The organism is Actinomadura sp. 3N407 (assembly GCF_052245875.1).
Taxonomy (GTDB): domain Bacteria; phylum Actinomycetota; class Actinomycetes; order Streptosporangiales; family Streptosporangiaceae; genus Spirillospora.
Window position 1 is genome coordinate 121,012 of record NZ_JBQQBP010000011.1, and the last position, 19,779, is coordinate 140,790.

The window sequence follows — 19,779 nt, forward strand, 5'->3', positions numbered from 1 at the left end:
AGAGACCGGCACGCGGTGCCCGACGATGGAGGGCCGCCGGGCCCCGAAGCAGGAGGGCACCGCAACGAGCACAGCGGCGTCTCACGGTGCTGGCGTGGGAGCGGAACAAGAACGAGTAGCCTTGATGCGTCTTAGAAATTACCTGCGAGCTGCGGAAGAGGGCGATCTCCGCCGTGTCGACAGAGTCGTCGCAAACTAGTGCCGACCCAACGATGACAGACTTCGGTGCCAACGAGTGGCTGGTCGACGAGCTGTACCAGAAGTACCTCGAAGACCCGAACTCGGTTGACGAGGCTTGGTGGAACTTTTTCGCGGACTACCAGCCGGACAGCCGGCCCGGGTCCGTGACCCCAGCGTCCCCCGGGGCGCCCCAGGCCCCCTCCCAGAGCACTGCGCCGAACGGCACAGCGGCCGCTCCGCCGACACCGCAGCAGCCGGTCGAGCCCCCGAAGGCCCCGGCCGGACCCGCGCCCAAGCCCGCCCCGAAGGCGGACGAGAAGGCCGCGAAGAAGCCGGCGCCGCCGCCGGTGCCGGCGGGCGCCGAGGAGGTCAGGCTGCGCGGCGTCGCCGCGCGGACGGCCACCAACATGGAGTCCAGCCTGGGCGTGCCGACCGCGACGAGCGTGCGGACCATCCCGGCCAAGCTGCTGATCGACAACCGCATCGTCGTCAACAACCACCTGAAGCGCGGCCGCGGCGGCAAGGTCTCGTTCACCCACCTGATCGGGTACGCGATCGTCAAGGCGCTCGTCGCGATGCCGGAGATGAACACCGCGTTCACCGAGGTGGACGGGAAGCCGGTGATGATCCGGCCGGAGCACGTCAACTTCGGGCTCGCGATCGACCTGCAGAAGAGCGACGGGTCGCGGCAGCTGGTGGTGCCGAGCATCAAGACGGCCGAGACGCTGGACTTCCGCCAGTTCTGGGCCGCCTACGAGGAGATCGTCCGCAAGGCGCGCGGCAACAAGCTCACCATCGAGGACTTCCAGGGCACCACGATCAGCCTCACGAACCCGGGCACGATCGGGACGGTGCACTCGGTGCCGCGGCTGATGCCCGGCCAGGGGACGATCATCGGCGTGGGCGCGATGGAGTACCCGGCCGAGTTCGCGGGCGCGTCCAGCGACACGCTGTCGCGCATGGGGATCAGCAAGGTGATGACGCTGACCTCCACCTACGACCACCGGATCATCCAGGGCGCGCAGTCCGGCGACTTCCTGCGCCGCATCCACGAGCTGCTGCTCGGCGCGGACGGCTTCTACGACGAGATCTTCGAGGCGCTGCGCATCCCGTACGAGCCGGTGCGCTGGGTCAAGGACATCTCCGCGAGCCATGAGGACGACGTCGCCAAGGTCGCCCGGGTGCACGAGCTGATCCACGCCTACCGGGTCCGCGGCCACCTGATGGCCGACACCGACCCGCTGGAGTACAAGCAGCGGCGCCACCCCGACCTGGACATCCTCAGGCACGGCCTCACCCTGTGGGACCTGGAGCGCGAGTTCGCGACGGGCGGGTTCGGCGGCAAGCCGACGATGAAGCTGCGCGAGATCCTCGGCGTGCTGCGGATGGCGTACTGCCGGACGGTCGGCATCGAGTACATGCACATGCAGGACCCGGAGGAGCGGGCCTGGATCCAGGAGCGCGTGGAGGTCCCGCACGACAAGCCGTCGCGCAAGGAGCAGCTGCACGTGCTGCGCCGGCTGAACAGCGCCGAGGCGTTCGAGACGTTCCTGCAGACGAAGTTCGTCGGGCAGAAGCGGTTCTCGCTGGAGGGCGGCGAGTCCGTCATCCCGCTGCTGGACTCGGTGATCTCCGCGGCGGCGAAGGACAGCCTGGACGAGGTCGTCATCGGCATGGCGCACCGCGGCCGGCTGAACGTGCTGGCCAACATCGTCGGCAAGTCCTACGGGCAGATCTTCGGCGAGTTCGAGGGCAACCTCGACCCGCGCAGCGCGCAGGGCTCCGGCGACGTGAAGTACCACCTCGGCGCGTCCGGCGACTTCGTCGCCGACGACGGCTCCAAGATCCACTGCGAGCTGGTCGCGAACCCGTCCCACCTGGAGACGGTCGACCCGGTGCTGGAGGGCGTGGTCCGCGCCAAGCAGGACCTGCTGGACGTCGGCGAGGCCGGCTTCAGCGTGCTGCCCGTGCTGCTCCACGGCGACGCCGCGTTCGCGGGTCAGGGCGTGGTGGCCGAGACGCTGAACCTGTCGCAGCTGCGCGGCTACCGCACCGGCGGCACCGTGCACGTGGTGATCAACAACCAGGTCGGCTTCACGACCGCCCCCGAGTACTCGCGTTCCAGCGTCTACTCCACGGACGTGGCCCGGATGATCCAGGCGCCGATCTTCCACGTCAACGGCGACGACCCGGAGGCGTGCGCGCGGGTGGCGCGGCTGGCGTTCGAGTACCGGCAGACGTTCAAGAAGGACGTCGTCATCGACATGGTCTGCTACCGGCGCCGGGGCCACAACGAGGGCGAGAACCCGTCGTTCACCCAGCCGCTGATGTACGACCTGATCGACGCGAAGCGGTCGGTGCGCAAGCTGTACACCGAGGCGCTGATCGGCCGCGGCGACATCACGGTCGAGGAGGCCGAGCAGGCCCTCCGGGACTACCAGGAGCAGCTGGAGCGGGCGTTCACCGAGACCCGGGAGGCGGTGAAGCGGCCCCAGGAGCCGGGTTCGGTCGTGAAGCCGGACGTCGAGGAGCGGATCCCGATCGACCACGGCAAGGCCGGGTCGGCGATCCCGCAGGAGACCGTCAAGCGGGTCATCGAGTCGCAGGTCAGCCTGCCGGAGGGCTTCACCCCGCATCCGCGGCTGCAGCCGATCCTGCAGCGCCGCGCGCAGATGATCGAGGACGACGCGATCGACTGGGCGACCGGCGAGCTGCTGGCGATGGGTTCGCTGCTGATCGACGGCCGCCCGGTGCGGCTCGTCGGGCAGGACACCCGGCGCGGGACGTTCGGCCAGCGGCACGCGGTGCTCGTGGACCGCAAGACCGGTGAGGAGTACACGCCGCTCAAGCAGTTCGGGCAGGGCGTGTCGAAGTTCTACGTCCACGACTCGCTGCTGAGCGAGTACGCGGCGATGGGCTTCGAGTACGGCTACTCGATGACCCGCCCGGACGCGCTCGTCGCGTGGGAGGCCCAGTTCGGCGACTTCGCCAACGGCGCCCAGAGCATCGTGGACGAGTACATCTCGTCCGGCGAGCAGAAGTGGGGCCAGCACTCCGGCGTGGTGCTGCTGCTGCCGCACGGCTACGAGGGGCAGGGGCCCGACCACTCGTCGGCCCGCATCGAGCGCTTCCTGCAGCTGTGCGCGCAGGACAACATGACGGTCGTGTACCCGACGACTCCGGCGAACTACTTCCATCTGCTGCGCTGGCAGGTGCTGTCGGGGCGGAACAAGCCGCTGGTCGTGTTCACGCCGAAGTCGCTGCTGCGGCTGAAGGCCGCCACGTCCCCGGTCGCGGAGATCACCGGGGGCGCGTTCCAGCCGGTGATCCCGGAGAGCGACCCGGCGATCGATCCGGCGGGCGTGCGGCGGGTGCTGTTCACCACCGGCAAGATCTACTACGAGGTGGTGAAGGCCCGGGAGACGGCGGGCGCGAACGACACCGCGGTCGTGCGGGTCGAGCGGTTGTACCCGCCGCCGGTGGACGAGATCAAGGCGGAGCTGGCGAAGTACCCGGCGGACGCCGAGGTCGTGTGGGTCCAGGACGAGCCGGCCAACATGGGCGCCTGGCCGTTCATGGCGCTGAAGCTGCCGCACCACATCGAGGGTCTGCGGATGTCGCGGGTGTCGCGTCCGGCGTCCTCGTCCCCGGCGGTGGGTTCGGCGAAGATGCACCAGGCGGAGCAGGAGGCGCTCCTCGCCCGCCTGTTCGGCGAGTAGAGAAGGCGGCCGGGGGGGAACCCCGACCCACCGATCAGGAACGACGTAGACCCGAGGGCTCCGGTGCGCTGCGCCGGGGCCCTCGGCGTCCGCGGGTGGAATCGCAGAGAGTGGAATCAGGCCATGTACTTCACCGATCGGGGCATCGAGGAGCTGGCGGACCGCCGCGGCGCGGAGGAGGTCAGCCTGGCGTGGCTGGCGGAGCGGCTGCGCGAGTTCGTCGACCTCAACCCCGAGTTCGAGACGCCCGTCGAACGGCTGGCCACCTGGCTCGCCCGGCTGGACGACGACGAGGACGAAGAGTGACCGTCGACCGGAAACGCGATACATCTTGACTTACCAATGACGCGACATATCGTGTTTACTGGTCACAGGACGCTCGGACGAAGGGGCAGATCCCTATGTCGCACTGGACGATCGACGAACCGGCCACCCTCGACTTCGACGGCGCGGTCGCGCTGCGGGCCACGCTGATCGCGGGGAACATCTCGGTCCTCGCCTCCGACGAGCGGCCGTCCATCATGATCGGCGATGTCGAGGGCCCGCCCCTGGTGATCACGCATGAGGCCGGCATGCTCACGATCACCCACGAGAAGCTGTGGGAGGGCGTGCTGACCTGGCTGCGCACGCAGAGATGCCGCGCGTCCATCACGGTGACCGTGCCGCACGACTGCCCGCTCACCCTGAACCTGGTGTCGGCGGACGCCGTGGTGACCGGCATGACGGCCCGCACGTCCATCAAGAGCGCCTCCGGCGACGTGACGCTCGACGAGGTGGCCGGTGCGATCGACGCCAACACCGTCTCCGGCGCGATCGAGGCGCAGGGCCTGGACGGGACGGTGTCGTTCACGTCCGTGTCCGGCGACCTGTCCCTGGCCGGCGGGTCCCTCGACCATCTGGCGGCGCGGGCGGTCAGCGGCCGCATCGCCGCCGACGTCACCCTGACCGGCGACAGCAGGGTCGACGTGAACACGGTCTCCGGCGAGGTCGCGCTGCGCATCCCCGAGTCCACCGGCGCGCAGGTCACGCTGAACTCGGCCGCCGGGCGGATCGAGACGTCCTTCCCCGAACTCGGCCGGCAGGAGCGGCCCGTGGCGCGCAGCGTCACCGGCAAGCTCGGGGACGGCTCGGGGCGGCTCACGGTCAACACGGTGTCCGGCTCGATCACCCTCCTCGGCCGCGACGACGCCGAACCGGAGATCACCGCACCCCGAACGGAGAAGTGAGGAGTCGACGTGAGCCCCGTTTTCGGCCACGGCAGGCTGCGGCTGTACCTGCTGAAGCTGCTGGAGGAGAGCCCGCGGCACGGGTACGAGGTGATCCGGCTTCTGCAGGACCGGTTCCTCGGGGTCTACTCGCCCTCCCCCGGCACGATCTACCCGCGGCTGGCCCGGCTGGAGTCCGAGGGCCTGGTCACCCATGAGGTGATCAAGGGCAAGAAGGTGTACTCGCTGACCGACAAGGGCCGCGAGGAGCTGGAACGCCGGATGGACGAGCTGGCCGACCTGGAGGAGGAGATCGCCGCCTCGGCGCAGGAGTTCGCGCGCGGCGTTCAGGAGGACGTCCGGCAGACCGTCCGGTCGCTGCGCGAGGAGCTCACGCAGGCCGCCCGGACGATGCGCGACCAGGGCAAGGCCACGTCCAAGGACGCGTGGAAGGAGACCGCCGACCGGCAGAAGGACGAGTGGAAGCGCCACAAGGAGTACTGGCGCGAGCAGAAGCAGACGTGGAAGGAGGAGTGGCGGCAGAGCTGGGACGACGCCTGGAAGACGGCGACCGGTACCCGCGAGGACGTCGCCCGCCTCAAGCTGGAGCGACTGCTTCGCAAGTTCGTCGAGGACGTCCGCAAGGCCGCGAAGCACTCCCGGCTGGACGACGACGGCCTCGCCGCCGCCCAGGCGATCCTGGACGAGGCGCGCGCCCGCCTCAAGGACGAGATCCTCCACCGAGAGGGGCACGGCGACGGGGACGAGCAGGGCAAGCCGTGACCGGGACGCCCCCGGCCACGGCCCGCACCGCCCGGCCGTCCGCGCTCACGGCGTGAAGACGATCTTTCCGAAGAGGTCGCCCCCGGCCATCGCGGCGAATCCCTCGCGGGCCCGGCTCAGCGGCAGGGTCCGGTCGATCAGCGGCCTGGTGCCCGTCTTGACCAGGAACCGCGCCAGCCGCTCCAGCTGGTCGCGCGTCCCCATCGTGGAGCCGAGCACCTGGAGCTGGAGGAAGAACACCCGGTTCAGCTCCGCCGGCGGCACCTGGCCGCTGGTGGCGCCGGACACCACGATCCGGCCGCCGGGCCGCAGCGACTTCAGCGAGTGCGACCAGGTCGCCTGCCCGACCGTCTCGATGACGGCGTCCACCCGCTCGGGGAGCCGCGCGCCCGTCTCCAGCGCCGCGTCCGCCCCGAGCTCCTGCGCCCGCTTGCGCTTGGCCTCGCTGCGGCTGGTCGCGTAGACGCGGTAGCCGGCCGCCGACGCCAGCGCGATCGCCGCGGTCGCGACGCCGCCGCCCGCGCCCTGCACCAGGACCGACGAGCCGGGCTGCAGGCCGGCCTTGTCGAACAGCATCCGGTAGGCGGTGAGCCACGCGGTCGGCAGGCAGGCCGCCTCCGCGAACGACAGCTCGGCGGGCTTGGGGACGAGGTTGCGGCGCGGCACCGCGACCTTCTCGGCCAGCGTCCCCGGATGCGTCTCCGAGAGCAGCGACCGCTTCGGGTCGAGGGTCTCGTCGCCGCCGCCCCGCGCGGGGTCGCCGATCACCGAGTGGACGATGACCTCGTTGCCGTCCTCGTCCACCCCGGCCGCGTCGCAGCCGAGGATCATCGGGAGACTGTCGGCGGACAGCCCTACGCCCTTGAGCGACCACAGGTCGTGGTGGTTGAGCGCGGCGGCCTTCACCGTGACGGTCGTCCACCCGTCCGGTACCTCGGGTTCGGGCACCTCCCCCGCCGTCAGCCCGTTCAGCGGATTGTCTGCGTCGATCTGCGTAGCCGTGACAGCGAACATGAACGCACACTAACCGCCTGCCGGCACGGCGAACGGCCCGCCCCCCGGAGTGCGGGGGACGGGCCGTGCCCGCAATCCCGGTCAGAGGACCTTGGAGAGGAAGTCCTGGGTGCGCCGATGCTGCGGGTTGGCCAGGATCTCGCGGGGCGTGCCCTTCTCGACCACGACGCCGTCGTCCATGAAGACGAGCGAGTCGCCGACCTCGCGGGCGAAGCCCATCTCGTGGGTGACCACGACCATGGTCATGCCGTCGAGGGCGAGCTGCTTCATGACCTCCAGGACCTCGCCGACCAGCTCGGGGTCCAGGGCGGAGGTCGGTTCGTCGAACAGCATCAGCGCGGGCTCCATGGCGAGCGCCCGCGCGATCGCCACCCGCTGCTGCTGCCCGCCGGACAGCTGCGACGGGTAGGACTGCGCCTTCTCGCTCAGCCCGACACGTTCGAGCAGCGTGATCGCCTGCTGCCTGACCTGGTCCCTCGGCAGCCCCTTGACCCAGATCGGCGCCCCCATGACGTTCTCCAGCGCCGTCCTGTGGGGGAAGAGGTTGAAGCGCTGGAACACCATGCCGATCTCGCGGCGCTGCGCGGCGACCTCCCTGTCGCGCAGTTCGTAGAGCTTGCCGCCCTGCTGCCGGTAGCCGACCAGCCGGCCGTTCACCCACAGCCGCCCGGCGTTGATCTTCTCCAGGTGGTTGATGCAGCGCAGGAAGGTGGACTTGCCCGACCCGGACGGGCCGACGACGCACATCACCTCGCCCTGCCGGACCTCCAGGTCGATGCCCTTCAGCACCTCCAGCCGGCCGAACGACTTGTGCACCTGCTCGGCCTTGACCATCAGGCCGCCGCTCTCGGGCGCGGGAGGCCGCTTGGCGAGGGGGTCGCCCACCTTGTCGTCACCCACGATGTCGTCACCTCCGCTCATTGGCCGCCGCCTCCGCCCCGGAAGCGGATCCGGTGCCCGCGCGGCGTCGTTCCCTTGCCGACTCCCCGGCTGAAGTAGCGCTCAAGGTAGTACTGGCCGATCATCAGGACCGAGGAGAGCAGCAGGTACCACAGGCACGCCATCACCAGCATGGGGATGATCTTGTAGGTGCTGGCGTAGATGGTCTGCGCGGTGAAGGTCAGCTCGGAGAACGGGATGGCCGCGACCAGCGAGGTGTTCTTCATCATGGAGAGCACCTCGTTGCCGGTCGGCGGGACGATGACCCGCATCGCCTGCGGCAGCACGATCCGGCCCATGGTCTGCATCCGGGACATGCCGAGGGCGCTCGCCGCCTCCTGCTGGCCCTCGTCCACCGACAGGATCCCGGCCCGGACGATCTCGGCCATGTAGGCGGCCTCATTGAGGATCAGCCCGAGCCCCGCCGCGAGCATCGGGGTGACCAGCGCCTGCGTCTCCCAGGTCTGGAACTCCGGCCCGAACGGGATGCCGATGCCGACCGTCGGGAACAGCGAGCCGATCGCGCCCCAGATGAGCAGCTGCGTATAGAGCGGCGTGCCGCGGAAGAACCACAGGTAGCCCCAGGCCGCACCGCTCAGCAGTGGGTTGGCCGACAACCGCATCAGGGCGAGGACGGTGCCGAGCAGCATGCCGCCCACCATCGCGGCGACGGTCAGCGCGATGGTGCGCCACACCCCTCTGAGCACCGCTTCGGAGGTGATGTACTTGCGCTGCTCCGGCCAGTCCAGCGCATCACTGGTCACCAGGAAGTTGACGAACATCGCGATCAGCACGACCACGACCGCCGCCGCGACCCAGCGGCCGGGATGCCGGACGGGGACGGCCCGAATCGCTTCGGGCCGTCCCTTCTCGACGTCGTCGACCGTCATGCGATCAGCTCTGCGCGGCGTTGATCGCCGGTTCGGTGATCGCGCCGCTCTCCACGCCGTACTCGGTCAGGATCTTCTTGTAGGTGCCGTCGGCGATGAGCGCCTTCACCGCGGCCAGCACGGCGTCCTTGAACTGGCCGGAGTTCTTGCCGAAGGTGTAGCCGTACGGCGCGGTGTCGTAGACCTCGCCGATGATCTCCAGCTTGCCGGTCTTCTTGACCGCGTCACCGATGATCGGCGAGTCGGCGGCCATCGCGTCCACCTTGCCCGCGACCAGGTCGTTGTTGACCTCGGTCTGCTGCTTGCGGACGACCTGCTTGATGGCCGGCTTGCCCGCGTCGGTGCACTCCTTGCTCTTCGCCGTGAGGTCCTCGACCTGCACGGTGCCCTGCTGGACGCCGATGCTCTTGCCGCAGGCGTCCTCGGGGTTGACGCCCTTGGGGTTGCCCTTGAGCGCCGCCCAGGCCGTCCCCGCCGAGTAGTAGGTGACGAAGTCGACGGCCTGCTCGCGCTCCTTGGTGTCGGTGAAGGAGGAGACGCCGGCCTCGTACTTGCCCGACTGGACGCCGGGGATGATCGTGTCGAAGCCGGCGTTGTGGTACTCGGTCTTCAGGCCGATCTTGGCCGCGACGGCGTCGAAGAGCTCGATGTCCCAGCCGACGATCTTCTGCGTGCCCGGGTCGACGGACTCGTTCGGCGGGTAGGACGCGTCCGTGCCGACGACGATCTTGCCGTCGCTCTTGATCGCGTCCGGGACCATGGCCGCCAGTTTGGCGTCCGCGCTCGTGTTCGAGCCGCCCGATTCGCCCGAGTCTCCCGAGTCGTTACTGTCGCCACATGCGGACAGGGCGAGCGCGCCCGTCAGCACGAGCGCGCTCGCCGCGACGGCGCGACGGCGCAGAGAACCGGTGATCATGGTCCCCCTCCAAGTGGTTGCGTCGGATCCGTACAGATCCGAAGGTCAGGTGCACATTTTGGCGTACAACCTCCCTGATCTGGATAAAGGGTCCGAAACAATCACGCAACGACGGGGCCTGGAGCGTGTACGGACCCCGCCCCGCGGGCACCCTGCGTGAGCGGACCGCCACATTCGGGCACCGACCCGCACCTCCGTCGAGCAAACGGCGAGTTCGGCTCGAGCCCGTCACGTGATGGTCACCACCACCCCGGTCCCCGAGCACGCGGGAGGCGGTATGAGAGAATCCGACAACGGGTGACCCCCGTACGTCGCGAGATGACCACCAGGTGACCGGCCACCACGCCTCCACCACCGCGGCGGCATCGCAAGAAAGCCAACTTTCACTGACAGGGGTCGCTGTGGCTGCTGAGCCCATTCCCACCGAACCGTCCTCGCTCGACGATGATCCGGCCTTTTCGCTGCACCGCGGCGGCAAGCTGGAAATGCGGTCGACCATTCCGGTCCGCAACAAAGACGATCTTTCGCTGGCCTACACCCCGGGCGTCGCCCGGGTGTGCACCGCGATCGCCGACCGTCCCGAACTGGCCTACGACTACACCTGGACGTCCAGGGTCGTCGCGGTCGTCACCGACGGCACCGCCGTGCTCGGGCTCGGCGACATCGGTCCCGCCGCCTCCATGCCCGTCATGGAGGGCAAGTCCCTGCTGTTCAAGGAGTTCGCCGACGTCGACTCCGTGCCGATCGCGCTGAACTGCACGGGCGTGGACGAGATCGTCGACACCGTGATCCGGATGGCGCCGAGCTTCGGCGGCATCAACCTGGAGGACATCAGCGCCCCCCGCTGCTTCGAGATCGAGGACCGGCTCCGCGCCGCGCTCGACATCCCCGTCTTCCACGACGACCAGCACGGCACCGCGATCGTGGCGCTCGCCGCCCTCAAGAACGCGGCCCGCCTGGTCGGCAAGCCGCTGTCGGAGCTGCGCGCCGTCGTGGCCGGCGCGGGCGCGTCCGGCATCGCCGTCTCCAAGATGCTGATCGAGGGCGGCATCGGCGACATAGCGCTGTCGGACAGCAAGGGCCTCATCTACGAGGGCCGGGACGGGCTGAACCCGATCAAGACGCAGATCGCCGAGATCACCAACCGGTCGCATCTGAAGGGTTCCACGGAGGAGGCGCTGCGCGGCGCCGACGTCTTCATCGGCCTGTCCGGCGGCACCGTCCACGAGTCGTGCGTCGCCACGATGTCGGAGAACGCGATCGTCTTCGCGCTGTCCAACCCCACCCCCGAGGTGCACCCCGAGGTGGCGCGGCGGCACGCCAAGGTCGTGGCGACCGGCCGCAGCGACTACCCGAACCAGATCAACAACGTGCTGGCGTTCCCGGGCATCTTCCGCGGCGCGCTTGACGTCCGGGCGCGCTCGATCACCGAGGGCATGAAGCTGGCCGCGGCCAACGCGCTCGCCGGCATCGTCGGCGACGACCTCACCCCCGACTACGTCGTCCCCGGCCCGTTCGACGACCGTGTCGCCCCGGCCGTCACCCGTGCGGTGGCCGAGCAGGCCCGCAAGGAGGGCGTCAACCGGATCTGATCCGGCCGCAATTCCCGATCTTGCATTTCGGACGGCCCGCGTTCCCGCGGGGACGCGGGCCGCGCCGGTGATCAGGAATTCGATGGTGCCCCCCGCACGCCGTCCGCCCGCACCGGATATGATCAATCGCGCGCCGCGGGCGCCCTGGTCACGGCACCTTTTCCCAAAAATCCGTGTAATTTCCCCCACGAGGGAATAACTCCTGGCCAGTTCGTCCGTTCAGGTCGAGTCCGTCAGGAGCGAATGTGAACCTCGCCTCGTACGCAGACCTGGCGATCGATCTCGTGAACACGGAGCGTGCCCAAGGGGACGACCTGCGTGATCTCGAAGGGCTGCGGGCCCTGCTGGTGCACCGGCCGCATCTCGGGGGGCGGATCGCGCACCGCGATCTCGACGCCATGCGCGAACTCCGCGCGCAACTCCGCGCGATCTTCGTCTCGGCCGCGCGCGGGGACGACGACGACGCCGTGGACCGCCTCAACACGCTGCTGATCCATCATCCGGTCCATCCGCAGATCTCCCGCCACGACGGCCAGGACTGGCATCTGCACTTCAACGAGGCCGGCTCGATACCGGACCGTTACGCGGCGCGCACCGCGATGGGCCTCGCGGCGAAGATCGCCGCGCAGGGCGTCGACCGGCTCGGGCTGTGCCGGGCGGAGGGCTGCGAGCAGGTGTTCTTCGACACGACCGCGAACCGGTCGCGCCGCTACTGCTCCGACCGCTGCGCCGGCCGGCCGAGCGTGACCGCCGCCTGCCATCCGAGCGCGCCCCGCGTGAGCGTCCCGGCGCGCGACAACGGCCGGTAGCGCGCGACGACCCGCCCGACCACCAGTGCGTCGGGCACGGCACCGAAGTCCCAGCTGTCGCGGCGGCCCCGGGCCCCCTGGTTGTCGCTCTCCAGCCACCACCCGTCGTCCCCCGACCGGTGGGCGGCGCGTTTGACGATGAGGAGCCCGGGCCGTTCCGGGTGCCGCGCGACGACGACGTCGCCCCGTACGGGACGGGCCCCGGCGCGCACGAGCAGCCAGTCCCCCGGCCGCAGCGCGGGCAGCATCGAGTCGCCGGTGACCTCGACGGTCCGCAGCCGCCGGCGCAGGCCCGCCAGCGCGAGCACGACACCGCCGGCGAGCCCCCACAGAATCGGGTGGCGCGGCCCGCGCATACGCATGATCCTCCTCGTCCGCCCGCATAGATCGCCGGACGGCGGTCATGAACACTGCTGGAAGGGTTCCGGGCCGCGCCGCGGCCCGGTCTTAGGCCGAAATACCGAGCGCCCTGGCCGGACGTGCCCGGGAGCACAAGGGTAATGTCGGTGGCCTGACCATGATCCGCAACGAGGGAAGGGATTCGCAGGTGTTGCTCAAGCTTCTGCGCCCGAAGACGACGGTCTCCGCGCACTGCGACCTGCCGTGTGGCGTCTACGACCCGGCGCAGGCCCGGATCGAGGCCGAGTCGGTCAAGGCGATCACCGAGAAGTACGCGGCCAACGAGGACCCCGAGTTCCGTGCCCGGGCGATCCTGATCAAGGAGCAGCGCTCGGAGCTGGTCAAGCACCACCTGTGGGTGCTCTGGACCGACTACTTCAAGCCGCCGCACTTCGAGAAGTACCCGCAGCTCCACCAGCTGTTCAACGAGGCCACCAAGCTCGCCGGCGGTGGCGGCGGCACCAAGGCCACCATGGACACCAAGGTCGCCGACGACCTGCTCGCGAAGATCTCCGAGATCAGCGACATCTTCTGGGAGACCAAGAAGGGCTGACCGGCCCGAACATTGAGGCCCAGCCCGGCACCGGGCTGGGCCTTGTTCATGCCCGGGCGGCCTTGGTGAGGCTGTCGCCCGTGAGGCGGTAGACCGTCCACTCGTCCTGGGGGCGGGCACCGAGGGACTCGTAGAAGCCGATCGCCGGGGCGTTCCAGTTCAGGACGGCCCATTCGACGCGACCGTAGCCGCGTTCGTCGGCGATGCGGGTCAGTTCGATGAGGAGCGCCTTGCCGTGGCCGTGGCCGCGGACGTCCGGTTCGACGAACAGGTCCTCCAGGTAGATGCCGTGCGTGCCGTTCCACGTCGAGAATGTGAGGAACCACACGGCGAAGCCCACGACCCGGCCCTCGTGCTCAGCTACGAGGGCATGGACGCGCGGGTCGTCGCCGAAAAATCGGCTGCGCAGCTGCGCCTCGGTCGCCTTCACTTCGTGGAGGGCGCGCTCGTACTCCGCGAGCTCGCGGATCAGCCGCAGGATGTCGGGAACGTCCCCAGGGGTCGCGAATCGGATCACACCAGCAGGCTATTCGAGCGGAGCGAGCGGGACGGACGGGTCCGCCCAGCGGTCGTTGGGGACGAGCGGGTACCAGCCGGGACGGCCGGGGTCGCGGTCGTAGGGGTAGCCGCCGAGCTCCCGGTACAGCTCGGCGTACTCGGCGACCTTGTCACGATCCAGCCGGACGCCGAGGCCGGGGCCCGAGGGCACCGGGATCCTGCCGTCCGCGTAGCGCATGGGGCCGCCCTCGATGACGTCGTCGGTGAGGTGGTGGTAATGGGCGTCGGCGGCGTAGGTGAGGTTGGGCAGGACGGCACCGAGGTGCAGCATGGTGGCGAGCTGGATGCCGAGTTCGCCGGAGGAGTGCACGGCCACGCCGATCTGGAACGTCTCGCACACGGCGGCGGCCTTCACACAGGGACGGATGCCGCCCCAGAACGTGGTGTCGAGAAGGACGACGTCCGCGCTGCGGCGCAGCACGTTGGCGGCGAGCTGCTCGAAGTTCACGACGACGGTGTTGGTGGCGAGGGGGACGTTCACCCGCTCGCGCACGAGCCGCAGCCCCTCCAGGCCGAGGACGGGGTCTTCGAGGTAGTCGTTGTCGAGGTCCTCGATCGCCTTCCCGAACCGCAGTCCCTCCTCCAGGCTGAGCACGGAGTTGGGGTCATAGCGGAAACGGTCGCCGGGGAACGCGTCCGCGAGCGCCTTGTAGCACTCCAGTTCGTGACCGGGCGGGAAAACGCCGCCCTTGAGCTTGTGGACGCCGAACCCGTGCCGGTCCTTGAGCGCGCGGGCGTGCTCGACGAGCTGGTCCGGGGTGCGGACCTCCGGCGACCCGCCCGCGCCGGGGTAGCGGTAGAAGAGGTAGGACGCGAACGGGACGGAGTCGCGGATGCGGCCGCCGAGCAGGTCGTGCACCGGGACGCCGAGGTACTGGCCGACGAGGTCCAGGCAGGCGAACTCGATCGCGGCGAGGATCTGCGTGCGGTTGTTGTAGAGGCTCGCCGTCGGGTTGGCGATCTTGAAGCGGAGGGTCTCCAGCTCGAACGGGTCGTGTCCCTCCAGATGCGGCACGAGGGCCTGGAAGGCGGCCTCGGCGCTCTGCCCGCCGCCGCCCATCTCGCCGAGCCCGACGAGGCCGTTGTCGGCCTCGACCTCCACGATCGTCCGTACGAAGCGGCCCCAGTGCGCGCCGTTGCTGTGCAGGAGCGGCGCCTCCAGCGGCACGGTGACCGTGGTGGCGCGGATACCCGTGATCTTCATGTGTCCCCGATCCATGCTCGTCGCCGTGCCGTTCAACGCAGGACGGTGACGGTGACGACGCCGCACGCGGGCAGCCGCACCGTCATCGTGCCGTCCCGGACGGGCAGTTCCGCCGGGTCACGCTCCAGCCCGCCGCTCAGCAGCGCGCCGGTGACGCCCGGCACGTGCAGCCGGGTCTCCACCGTGTCGGCGGCGAGCGACTGGAGCCGGACGGCGAGCCCGTCGCCGTCCCGTGCTCGGCCCACCGAGGTGACGAGGACGTCCGGGTCGTCGACGTGCAGGAACGTCCCGGTCTCGGCCGCGGATGAGGCGCCCGTGGCGAGCGTGGCGACGAACGGGTCGGTGAGGCCGGCGGCCGTGCGGGCGCCGAGCCTGCGGCCCGACCCGGCGGCGCCGGACGCGAGGGCATAGCGGAAGGTGGTCTCGCCCTGCTGCTGGGACGGGAAGTTGGTGTCCCAGATGTTGTTCAGCGCCCACGAGTAGACGGTGCCGTCCTCGTTGTCGAGGGTGGGCGGGAACGGCGCGTACGGCATGTGGATGGATCCGAACTGGACGAGCGGCGCCTCCAGCGTCGCCCACGCGACGGTCAGGTCGGGGTCCTCGAACGCGACCCAGTGGCGGATGGGGCGCATGTGCTCGGCCGATCCGGGGACGCTCGGGACGCCGGTGCCGCCGACGCCGCCGGTCAGCTCCCAGGCGGCGGGCGGCCCGTCCACGGCGAACGGGAACGCGAAGAACACCGCCTCCTTCGCCGCCGTGGGCTGCTTGCCGAGCTGGTAGCGGACGTCGACGCGCGGGACGCCCGCGTACAGGTCGATGGTGGTCCGCAGCCAGTCGACGCCCTTACCGTGCTGCTCGATGACGAGCCGTTCGCCGGCCGGGGTGCGCTCGCACGCGGTGACGGTCGCGTGGGTGCCGACGGCCCGGTCTCCGAGCATGGTCTTGTCGTGGACGAGCATGTGCCCGGACATGTGGTTGAAGTGCGGTGCGGTCGCGTACCGGTCGTAGACGTACTGCCCGAACCCGGCGACGGAGCCCTGGTTCACCAGTTCACGGCCGGCGACCTTGTCGAACACCGAGCCGATGTGGCCTTCCCTGACGTCGTAGGCGACGCGGTAGAACTCGTTCTCGATCGTCCCGCCGGAACCGAGGTCGACCGGCTCGGGCGCGGCGGCCTCGCCGCGGACCACGTCGACGCGGACGTGCCCGTGGCCGGGGACGTCCGGCAGCACCGCCTCCAGGTGGCGTCCGATGGGACGGGTGGGCCACTCGTCCGGGTCGACCTCCTCCTCGCGGTGCGGGACGGGCTCGCCCGTGCGGGCGTCCACGAGCGTGATCGGGACGTCCGCGGCGACGACGTCGCGGGGCAGGAACGCGCGGGCCACGTCGGTGCGGGCGGCGGTGCCGGGGTTGACGACGAGGAACGAGGCGAGCGCGTCCGGCGCGGCCCCGAACGTCGCGCCGAGCCGCCGTGCGCCGGACTGGAGCAGGTCGAGCGCGTCGTCGTGGGCCTGGTAGCCGACCTGGGACTTGCGGGTCCACTGCAGCCCGCCGGAGTCGCCGCCCTCTTCGGCGTCCTCCCACGGGTTGGCGGCGCCCCAGGTGTGCTCGTCGAACAGCGCGGCGCGGTCGTAGGCCTCGTCGATCGCGGCGGGCGCGCCCGTCCGGTCGCCGCTGCGCTCGTCGGCGAGGGCGTGCAGCGTCTCGGCGGACCGGAGGATGTTCTGCGCGCGGCGGACGTGGCCGAGGGGGCGGGCGCCGGAGCCGAGGCCGTCGGCCCACCAGTCGGTCCAGTCGCCCTCGTGGGTCTGGAGCCGGTCGCCGTGGTGCTCCTCGACGTACGCGAAGAAGTCGGCGTTGGTCGCCATCCGCAGCCGCGGGTACGCCCACGTGTCGTTCCACCGGTGCGCGATGTCGGCGGGGACGATCGACGGCCCGGCGTTGTCGGCGTGCGCGCCCTGCACCCGCAGGTGGACGGCGTCCAGGAAGTCGGGGTCCTTGGCGGCGCCGACCTGGCCGGGCGCGGCGTACCAGCCGAACGTCCCGGGCCCGTACGGGTAGGGCCGGTCGGCGAGGGAGCCGAGGTAGCGGGGCAGCAGGTCCTCGGCGAGGTCGTAGCCGTCGACGAGCCCGACGGTGTTGCCCTCCATGTAGGCCATGCCGTGCGGGGTGTCGGTGAACCAGACGATCAGCTCGCCGCCGCCGGGCGACCGCCACCGGAACGGGCGGGCGAGCTTGTCGCCGCCCGTGATGTAGGGGACGGACCGTCCGGCCCAGTTGTGCGCCGCGGCCAGGTACCGGACGCCGGCCGCGTTCAGCGCGTCCACGGTCCCGGCGACCGCGCCCGGGATGTCGGTGTGCATGGCCGACCGGACCTCGATGCCGTACTCGTGCCGCAGGTGCTCGACGAAGCGGAGCTGCCGGTACAGCTCCTCCGTCGAACACGCCTCCGTGTGCAGCTGCATCGGGAACGCGGTGACCTCGATGTCGCCCGCGCGGGCCCGCTCGGTGAACTCGGCGACCTGGTCGTCGGGACGGGTCGCGAGCCAGCGCAGCGCCGGCATCGACGACTCCACCGACCAGCGGAACCGGGCGTCGTCCGGGCGCCCGTCGGTCTGCCGCGACAGCCGCAGCGCCGCGTCGAGGTAGTCCAGGTGGTGCCGGAGGACGGTGCCCTGCGTGTCGGTGTAGCCGATGTCCAGGTGCGAGTGGTGGACGACGAAGACGTTCCACTTGCGCTGCGGGGCGATGTCGAGCGGGGCGGCGCCGACGAGGCCGTCCGCCCCGCCGGCATCGGGCCGCCGGACCTCCAGGGTGACGCGGCGCGGGCCGTCCACCTCGGGGACGAGCAGCGTGACGGTCTCGCCGGCGGCGGCGACGCCGCTCGCGATGACGGTGTCACCGTCCCTGAGCATCAGGTCCACGGGGCCGCCGCCGGACGGCGTCAGCCGGACGGCCTGCCGGAGCGCGCCGGTCTCGTCCCGCTTGAACAGCGGGAGCACGGCGGCGCGGACGGACAGTCCGCGCACCGCGAGCACCTCGGCGGAGGTGTCCTGGCGCAGCGCGTCGCGGATCCCGTCATAGTCGGGCGAGCCGAGGCTCGCCTGAAGCAGGCGACTCGTCATTTCTCAGCGTCAATCCTTCTCTAGGGAGCTTCTCTGGGGAGCTTCTCGTGGGCTTTCTCTGTGGCGTCAGAACTGGGCGAGGGTCAGGCCGCGCGTGAACAGCCGCTGCGTCGCGAGGAACAGCACGACCGTCGGCAGCGAGACCACCAGCCCGGCGGCCAGCGCGATCGGCACGGGCGTCCCGGCGTACACGTCGGTGGTGAGCGCCGACAGCTCCGCCCACACCGGCCGGACGTTCTCCGACTGCGACAGCGTCAGGCCGAACAGCAGGTCGTTCCACACGAAGGTGAACTCCAGGATGAACACGGCGGCCAGCGCCGCCGACGACAGCGGGAGGTAGATCCGCCAGAAGATGCGGAACGTGGACGCGCCGTCCAGCCGCGCCGCCTCGAAGATCGACACGGCGACGTTGCCGAAGAAGTTGCGCATCACCAGCGCGGCGAGCGGGACGTTGATCGCCGAGTAGATCAGGATCAGCCCGAGCCGGTCGTCGTACAGCGCCGCCTTGCTGTAGCCGACGAACAGCGGCACCAGCAGCATCTGGAACGGCACCACGGTCCCGGCGAAGATCACCACGAACCAGGTGAAGCCGTGCTTGAGCCTCAGTACCACGATGGCGTACCCGGCGAGCGCGCCCAGCAGGACGGCCAGCGCCGGGGAGACGACGCTGTAGAGCAGCGTGCTCAGCAGCGAGCCGCCGACGGCGGTCTGCTCCCACGCCCGCGAGATGTTGTCGAACAGCCCCACCGACGACGGCGGCGACACCGCGTCCGACGGGTCGTAGTCGTCGGCGGGGCGGACGGCGTTCGCCACGATCAGGTAGGTGGGGAACAGCCACACCACACCGAGCACGGCCAGCACGGCGCGGCGCACCGTCCGGTTCAGCGCACCCGCTCTCCGGCCGCCGCTTCGCTCCGTCATGACACCTCCTCCTTGCCGATCTGGCGGCGCAGGTAGACGTACGAGGCCAGGCCCGTGATGGTGGTCAGCAGCACCGCGACCGCCGAGCCGTATCCGTACTCGTTGGCGACGAACACGTCGCGGTACATGGTCACGGCGAGCGTCTCGGACGAGCGTCCCGGCCCGCCCTGCGTCATCACCCAGACGATGTCGAAGTTCTTCAGGCCCGCCACGAGCGCGAGGCCGAGCACCACCGTGGTGATGGGCCGCATCAGCGGCCAGGTGACGTGCCGGAACATCGACCATCCGGACGCGCCGTCGATGCGGGCCGCCTCGATGGGCCCCTTCGGGATCGACTGCAGGCCGACGACGAACAGCAGCATGTTGACGCCGAGCTGCTGCCACGTCCACACCACGATCATCGCGAGGGTGTTGCGCGGGCCGTCCTGGAGGAAGGCGGTGTCGCCGCCGGGCATGCCGAGCGTCGTCAGGATCTGGTTCGCCATCCCGTCCGGCTGCAGGATGAAACCCCAGATCACGCCGAGGCCGGCGCCGGACATCGCGTAGGGCAGCAGGAACGGCAGCCGGAACCACCCGCCGCCCCTGACGTCGTAGGACAGCACGGCGACGAGCAGCCCGCCCCCCACCGGCAGCGCGATGGTCCCGACGACCCACAGCAGCGTGTTGCGGATCGAGGTGAGGAGGGCCTCGTCGTCGAGGAGCCGCCGGTAGTTGTCCAGGCCGGTGAACTCCGGCGACGCGAGCCCGTCGTAGGAGGTGAAGCTCAGGTACGCCGTCCACAGGAACGGCAGGTAGAGCAGGACGGCGACGAACAGCACGGCCGGTGAGATGTAGACGTGCCGGAACCGGCCGTGCAGCGCGAAGCCCTTCCCGGGGCGGCCGCCGCGCGAGCCGCGGCGGCCGTCGCCCGGACGGTGCCCGCGCGCCACCGCCGGCATCGGACGGTCGGCGGTGGCCTTGTGCGTGCTCATC

General features: G+C 70.4%; 17 protein-coding genes. 7 read left to right on the top strand and 10 right to left on the bottom strand.

The window, feature by feature from the left end:
• Positions 1-212: 212 nt before the first annotated feature.
• From ACTWPP_RS26705 to ACTWPP_RS26720, 4 genes are all read left to right on the top strand, one after another.
• Positions 213-3,899 carry a multifunctional oxoglutarate decarboxylase/oxoglutarate dehydrogenase thiamine pyrophosphate-binding subunit/dihydrolipoyllysine-residue succinyltransferase subunit gene (locus ACTWPP_RS26705; RefSeq protein ID WP_443107114.1) on the top strand — a complete coding sequence of 1,229 codons (3,687 nt, stop codon included), beginning with the start codon at positions 213-215 and terminating at the stop codon, positions 3,897-3,899.
• Between the two features lie 123 nt (positions 3,900-4,022).
• Positions 4,023-4,205: a DUF6104 family protein gene (locus ACTWPP_RS26710; protein ID WP_443107115.1), complete on the top strand. Its 183-nt coding sequence runs from the start codon at positions 4,023-4,025 to the stop codon at positions 4,203-4,205.
• A 95-nt stretch (positions 4,206-4,300) separates the two neighbouring features.
• Positions 4,301-5,125, top strand: coding sequence for a DUF4097 family beta strand repeat-containing protein (locus tag ACTWPP_RS26715; RefSeq protein WP_443107116.1), 825 nt, complete (start codon positions 4,301-4,303; stop codon positions 5,123-5,125).
• A 9-nt stretch (positions 5,126-5,134) separates the two neighbouring features.
• Positions 5,135-5,887: a helix-turn-helix transcriptional regulator gene (locus tag ACTWPP_RS26720; protein ID WP_443107117.1), complete on the top strand. Its 753-nt coding sequence runs from the start codon at positions 5,135-5,137 to the stop codon at positions 5,885-5,887.
• 45 nt (positions 5,888-5,932) lie between these two features.
• Here ACTWPP_RS26720 and ACTWPP_RS26725 read toward each other — a convergent pair whose 3' ends face one another.
• From ACTWPP_RS26725 to ACTWPP_RS26740, 4 genes are all read right to left on the bottom strand, one after another.
• Complete coding sequence (locus tag ACTWPP_RS26725; protein ID WP_443107118.1) at positions 5,933-6,901, bottom strand: zinc-binding dehydrogenase; 969 nt, start codon at positions 6,899-6,901, stop codon at positions 5,933-5,935.
• 81 nt (positions 6,902-6,982) lie between these two features.
• The gene (locus ACTWPP_RS26730) at positions 6,983-7,735 is read right to left on the bottom strand and encodes an amino acid ABC transporter ATP-binding protein (protein ID WP_443107257.1); all 753 of its coding nucleotides are present in this window, start codon (positions 7,733-7,735) and stop codon (positions 6,983-6,985) included.
• Positions 7,736-7,818: 83 nt separating this feature from the next.
• A complete protein-coding gene (locus tag ACTWPP_RS26735; protein ID WP_443107119.1) occupies positions 7,819-8,730 on the bottom strand; it encodes an amino acid ABC transporter permease in 912 nt (303 codons plus the stop codon).
• A gap of 4 nt (positions 8,731-8,734) precedes the next feature.
• A complete protein-coding gene (locus ACTWPP_RS26740) occupies positions 8,735-9,646 on the bottom strand; it encodes an ABC transporter substrate-binding protein (RefSeq protein WP_443107120.1) in 912 nt (303 codons plus the stop codon).
• Between the two features lie 401 nt (positions 9,647-10,047).
• Here ACTWPP_RS26740 and ACTWPP_RS26745 point away from each other — a divergent pair, with 401 nt between their 5' ends.
• Together ACTWPP_RS26745 and ACTWPP_RS26750 are read left to right on the top strand one after the other, a co-directional pair.
• Positions 10,048-11,238: an NAD(P)-dependent malic enzyme gene (locus ACTWPP_RS26745; RefSeq protein ID WP_443107121.1), complete on the top strand. Its 1,191-nt coding sequence runs from the start codon at positions 10,048-10,050 to the stop codon at positions 11,236-11,238.
• 245 nt (positions 11,239-11,483) lie between these two features.
• Positions 11,484-12,047, top strand: a complete 564-nt coding sequence (locus ACTWPP_RS26750) for a CGNR zinc finger domain-containing protein (RefSeq protein ID WP_443107122.1) — start codon at positions 11,484-11,486, stop codon at positions 12,045-12,047.
• On the opposite strand, the gene sodX is transcribed toward ACTWPP_RS26750, so the two are convergent.
• Positions 11,948-12,403 (bottom strand): nickel-type superoxide dismutase maturation protease, encoded by a 456-nt coding sequence (gene sodX / locus ACTWPP_RS26755; protein ID WP_443107123.1) that lies wholly within the window; start codon positions 12,401-12,403, stop codon positions 11,948-11,950. The two genes, ACTWPP_RS26750 and sodX, sit on opposite strands and share 100 nt — an antisense overlap.
• Before the next feature lie 191 nt (positions 12,404-12,594).
• Here sodX and sodN point away from each other — a divergent pair, with 191 nt between their 5' ends.
• Positions 12,595-12,999 carry a superoxide dismutase, Ni gene (gene sodN / locus ACTWPP_RS26760; RefSeq protein WP_443107124.1) on the top strand — a complete coding sequence of 135 codons (405 nt, stop codon included), beginning with the start codon at positions 12,595-12,597 and terminating at the stop codon, positions 12,997-12,999.
• A 46-nt stretch (positions 13,000-13,045) separates the two neighbouring features.
• Here sodN and ACTWPP_RS26765 read toward each other — a convergent pair whose 3' ends face one another.
• From ACTWPP_RS26765 to ACTWPP_RS26785, 5 genes are all read right to left on the bottom strand, one after another.
• A complete protein-coding gene (locus ACTWPP_RS26765; protein WP_443107125.1) occupies positions 13,046-13,516 on the bottom strand; it encodes a GNAT family N-acetyltransferase in 471 nt (156 codons plus the stop codon).
• A 9-nt stretch (positions 13,517-13,525) separates the two neighbouring features.
• On the bottom strand, positions 13,526-14,761 hold the full coding sequence (locus tag ACTWPP_RS26770) for an enolase C-terminal domain-like protein (RefSeq protein WP_443107126.1): 1,236 nt from the start codon (positions 14,759-14,761) through the stop codon (positions 13,526-13,528).
• A gap of 32 nt (positions 14,762-14,793) precedes the next feature.
• Positions 14,794-17,886: a glycoside hydrolase family 38 C-terminal domain-containing protein gene (locus tag ACTWPP_RS26775; RefSeq protein ID WP_443107127.1), complete on the bottom strand. Its 3,093-nt coding sequence runs from the start codon at positions 17,884-17,886 to the stop codon at positions 14,794-14,796.
• Between the two features lie 66 nt (positions 17,887-17,952).
• Positions 17,953-18,807 (bottom strand): carbohydrate ABC transporter permease, encoded by an 855-nt coding sequence (locus ACTWPP_RS26780; RefSeq protein ID WP_443107128.1) that lies wholly within the window; start codon positions 18,805-18,807, stop codon positions 17,953-17,955.
• Entirely contained in the window at positions 18,804-19,778 is a 975-nt protein-coding gene (locus tag ACTWPP_RS26785) for a carbohydrate ABC transporter permease (protein ID WP_443107129.1), read from the bottom strand. Before ACTWPP_RS26785 ends, ACTWPP_RS26780 begins: the two co-directional genes overlap by 4 nt.
• Position 19,779: the final 1 nt, after the last annotated feature.

Coding starts and splice junctions, on each gene's coding strand:
- ACTWPP_RS26705 (WP_443107114.1), top strand. CDS start 213: ATGACAGACTTCGGTGCCAACGAGTGGCTGGTCGACGAGCTGTACCAG.
- ACTWPP_RS26710 (WP_443107115.1), top strand. CDS start 4,023: ATGTACTTCACCGATCGGGGCATCGAGGAGCTGGCGGACCGCCGCGGC.
- ACTWPP_RS26715 (WP_443107116.1), top strand. CDS start 4,301: ATGTCGCACTGGACGATCGACGAACCGGCCACCCTCGACTTCGACGGC.
- ACTWPP_RS26725 (WP_443107118.1), bottom strand. CDS start 6,901: ATGTTCGCTGTCACGGCTACGCAGATCGACGCAGACAATCCGCTGAAC.
- ACTWPP_RS26730 (WP_443107257.1), bottom strand. CDS start 7,735: ATGGTCAAGGCCGAGCAGGTGCACAAGTCGTTCGGCCGGCTGGAGGTG.
- ACTWPP_RS26735 (WP_443107119.1), bottom strand. CDS start 8,730: ATGACGGTCGACGACGTCGAGAAGGGACGGCCCGAAGCGATTCGGGCC.
- ACTWPP_RS26740 (WP_443107120.1), bottom strand. CDS start 9,646: ATGATCACCGGTTCTCTGCGCCGTCGCGCCGTCGCGGCGAGCGCGCTC.
- sodX (WP_443107123.1), bottom strand. CDS start 12,403: ATGCGCGGGCCGCGCCACCCGATTCTGTGGGGGCTCGCCGGCGGTGTC.
- ACTWPP_RS26770 (WP_443107126.1), bottom strand. CDS start 14,761: ATGAAGATCACGGGTATCCGCGCCACCACGGTCACCGTGCCGCTGGAG.
- ACTWPP_RS26775 (WP_443107127.1), bottom strand. CDS start 17,886: ATGACGAGTCGCCTGCTTCAGGCGAGCCTCGGCTCGCCCGACTATGAC.
- ACTWPP_RS26780 (WP_443107128.1), bottom strand. CDS start 18,807: ATGACGGAGCGAAGCGGCGGCCGGAGAGCGGGTGCGCTGAACCGGACG.
- ACTWPP_RS26785 (WP_443107129.1), bottom strand. CDS start 19,778: ATGAGCACGCACAAGGCCACCGCCGACCGTCCGATGCCGGCGGTGGCG.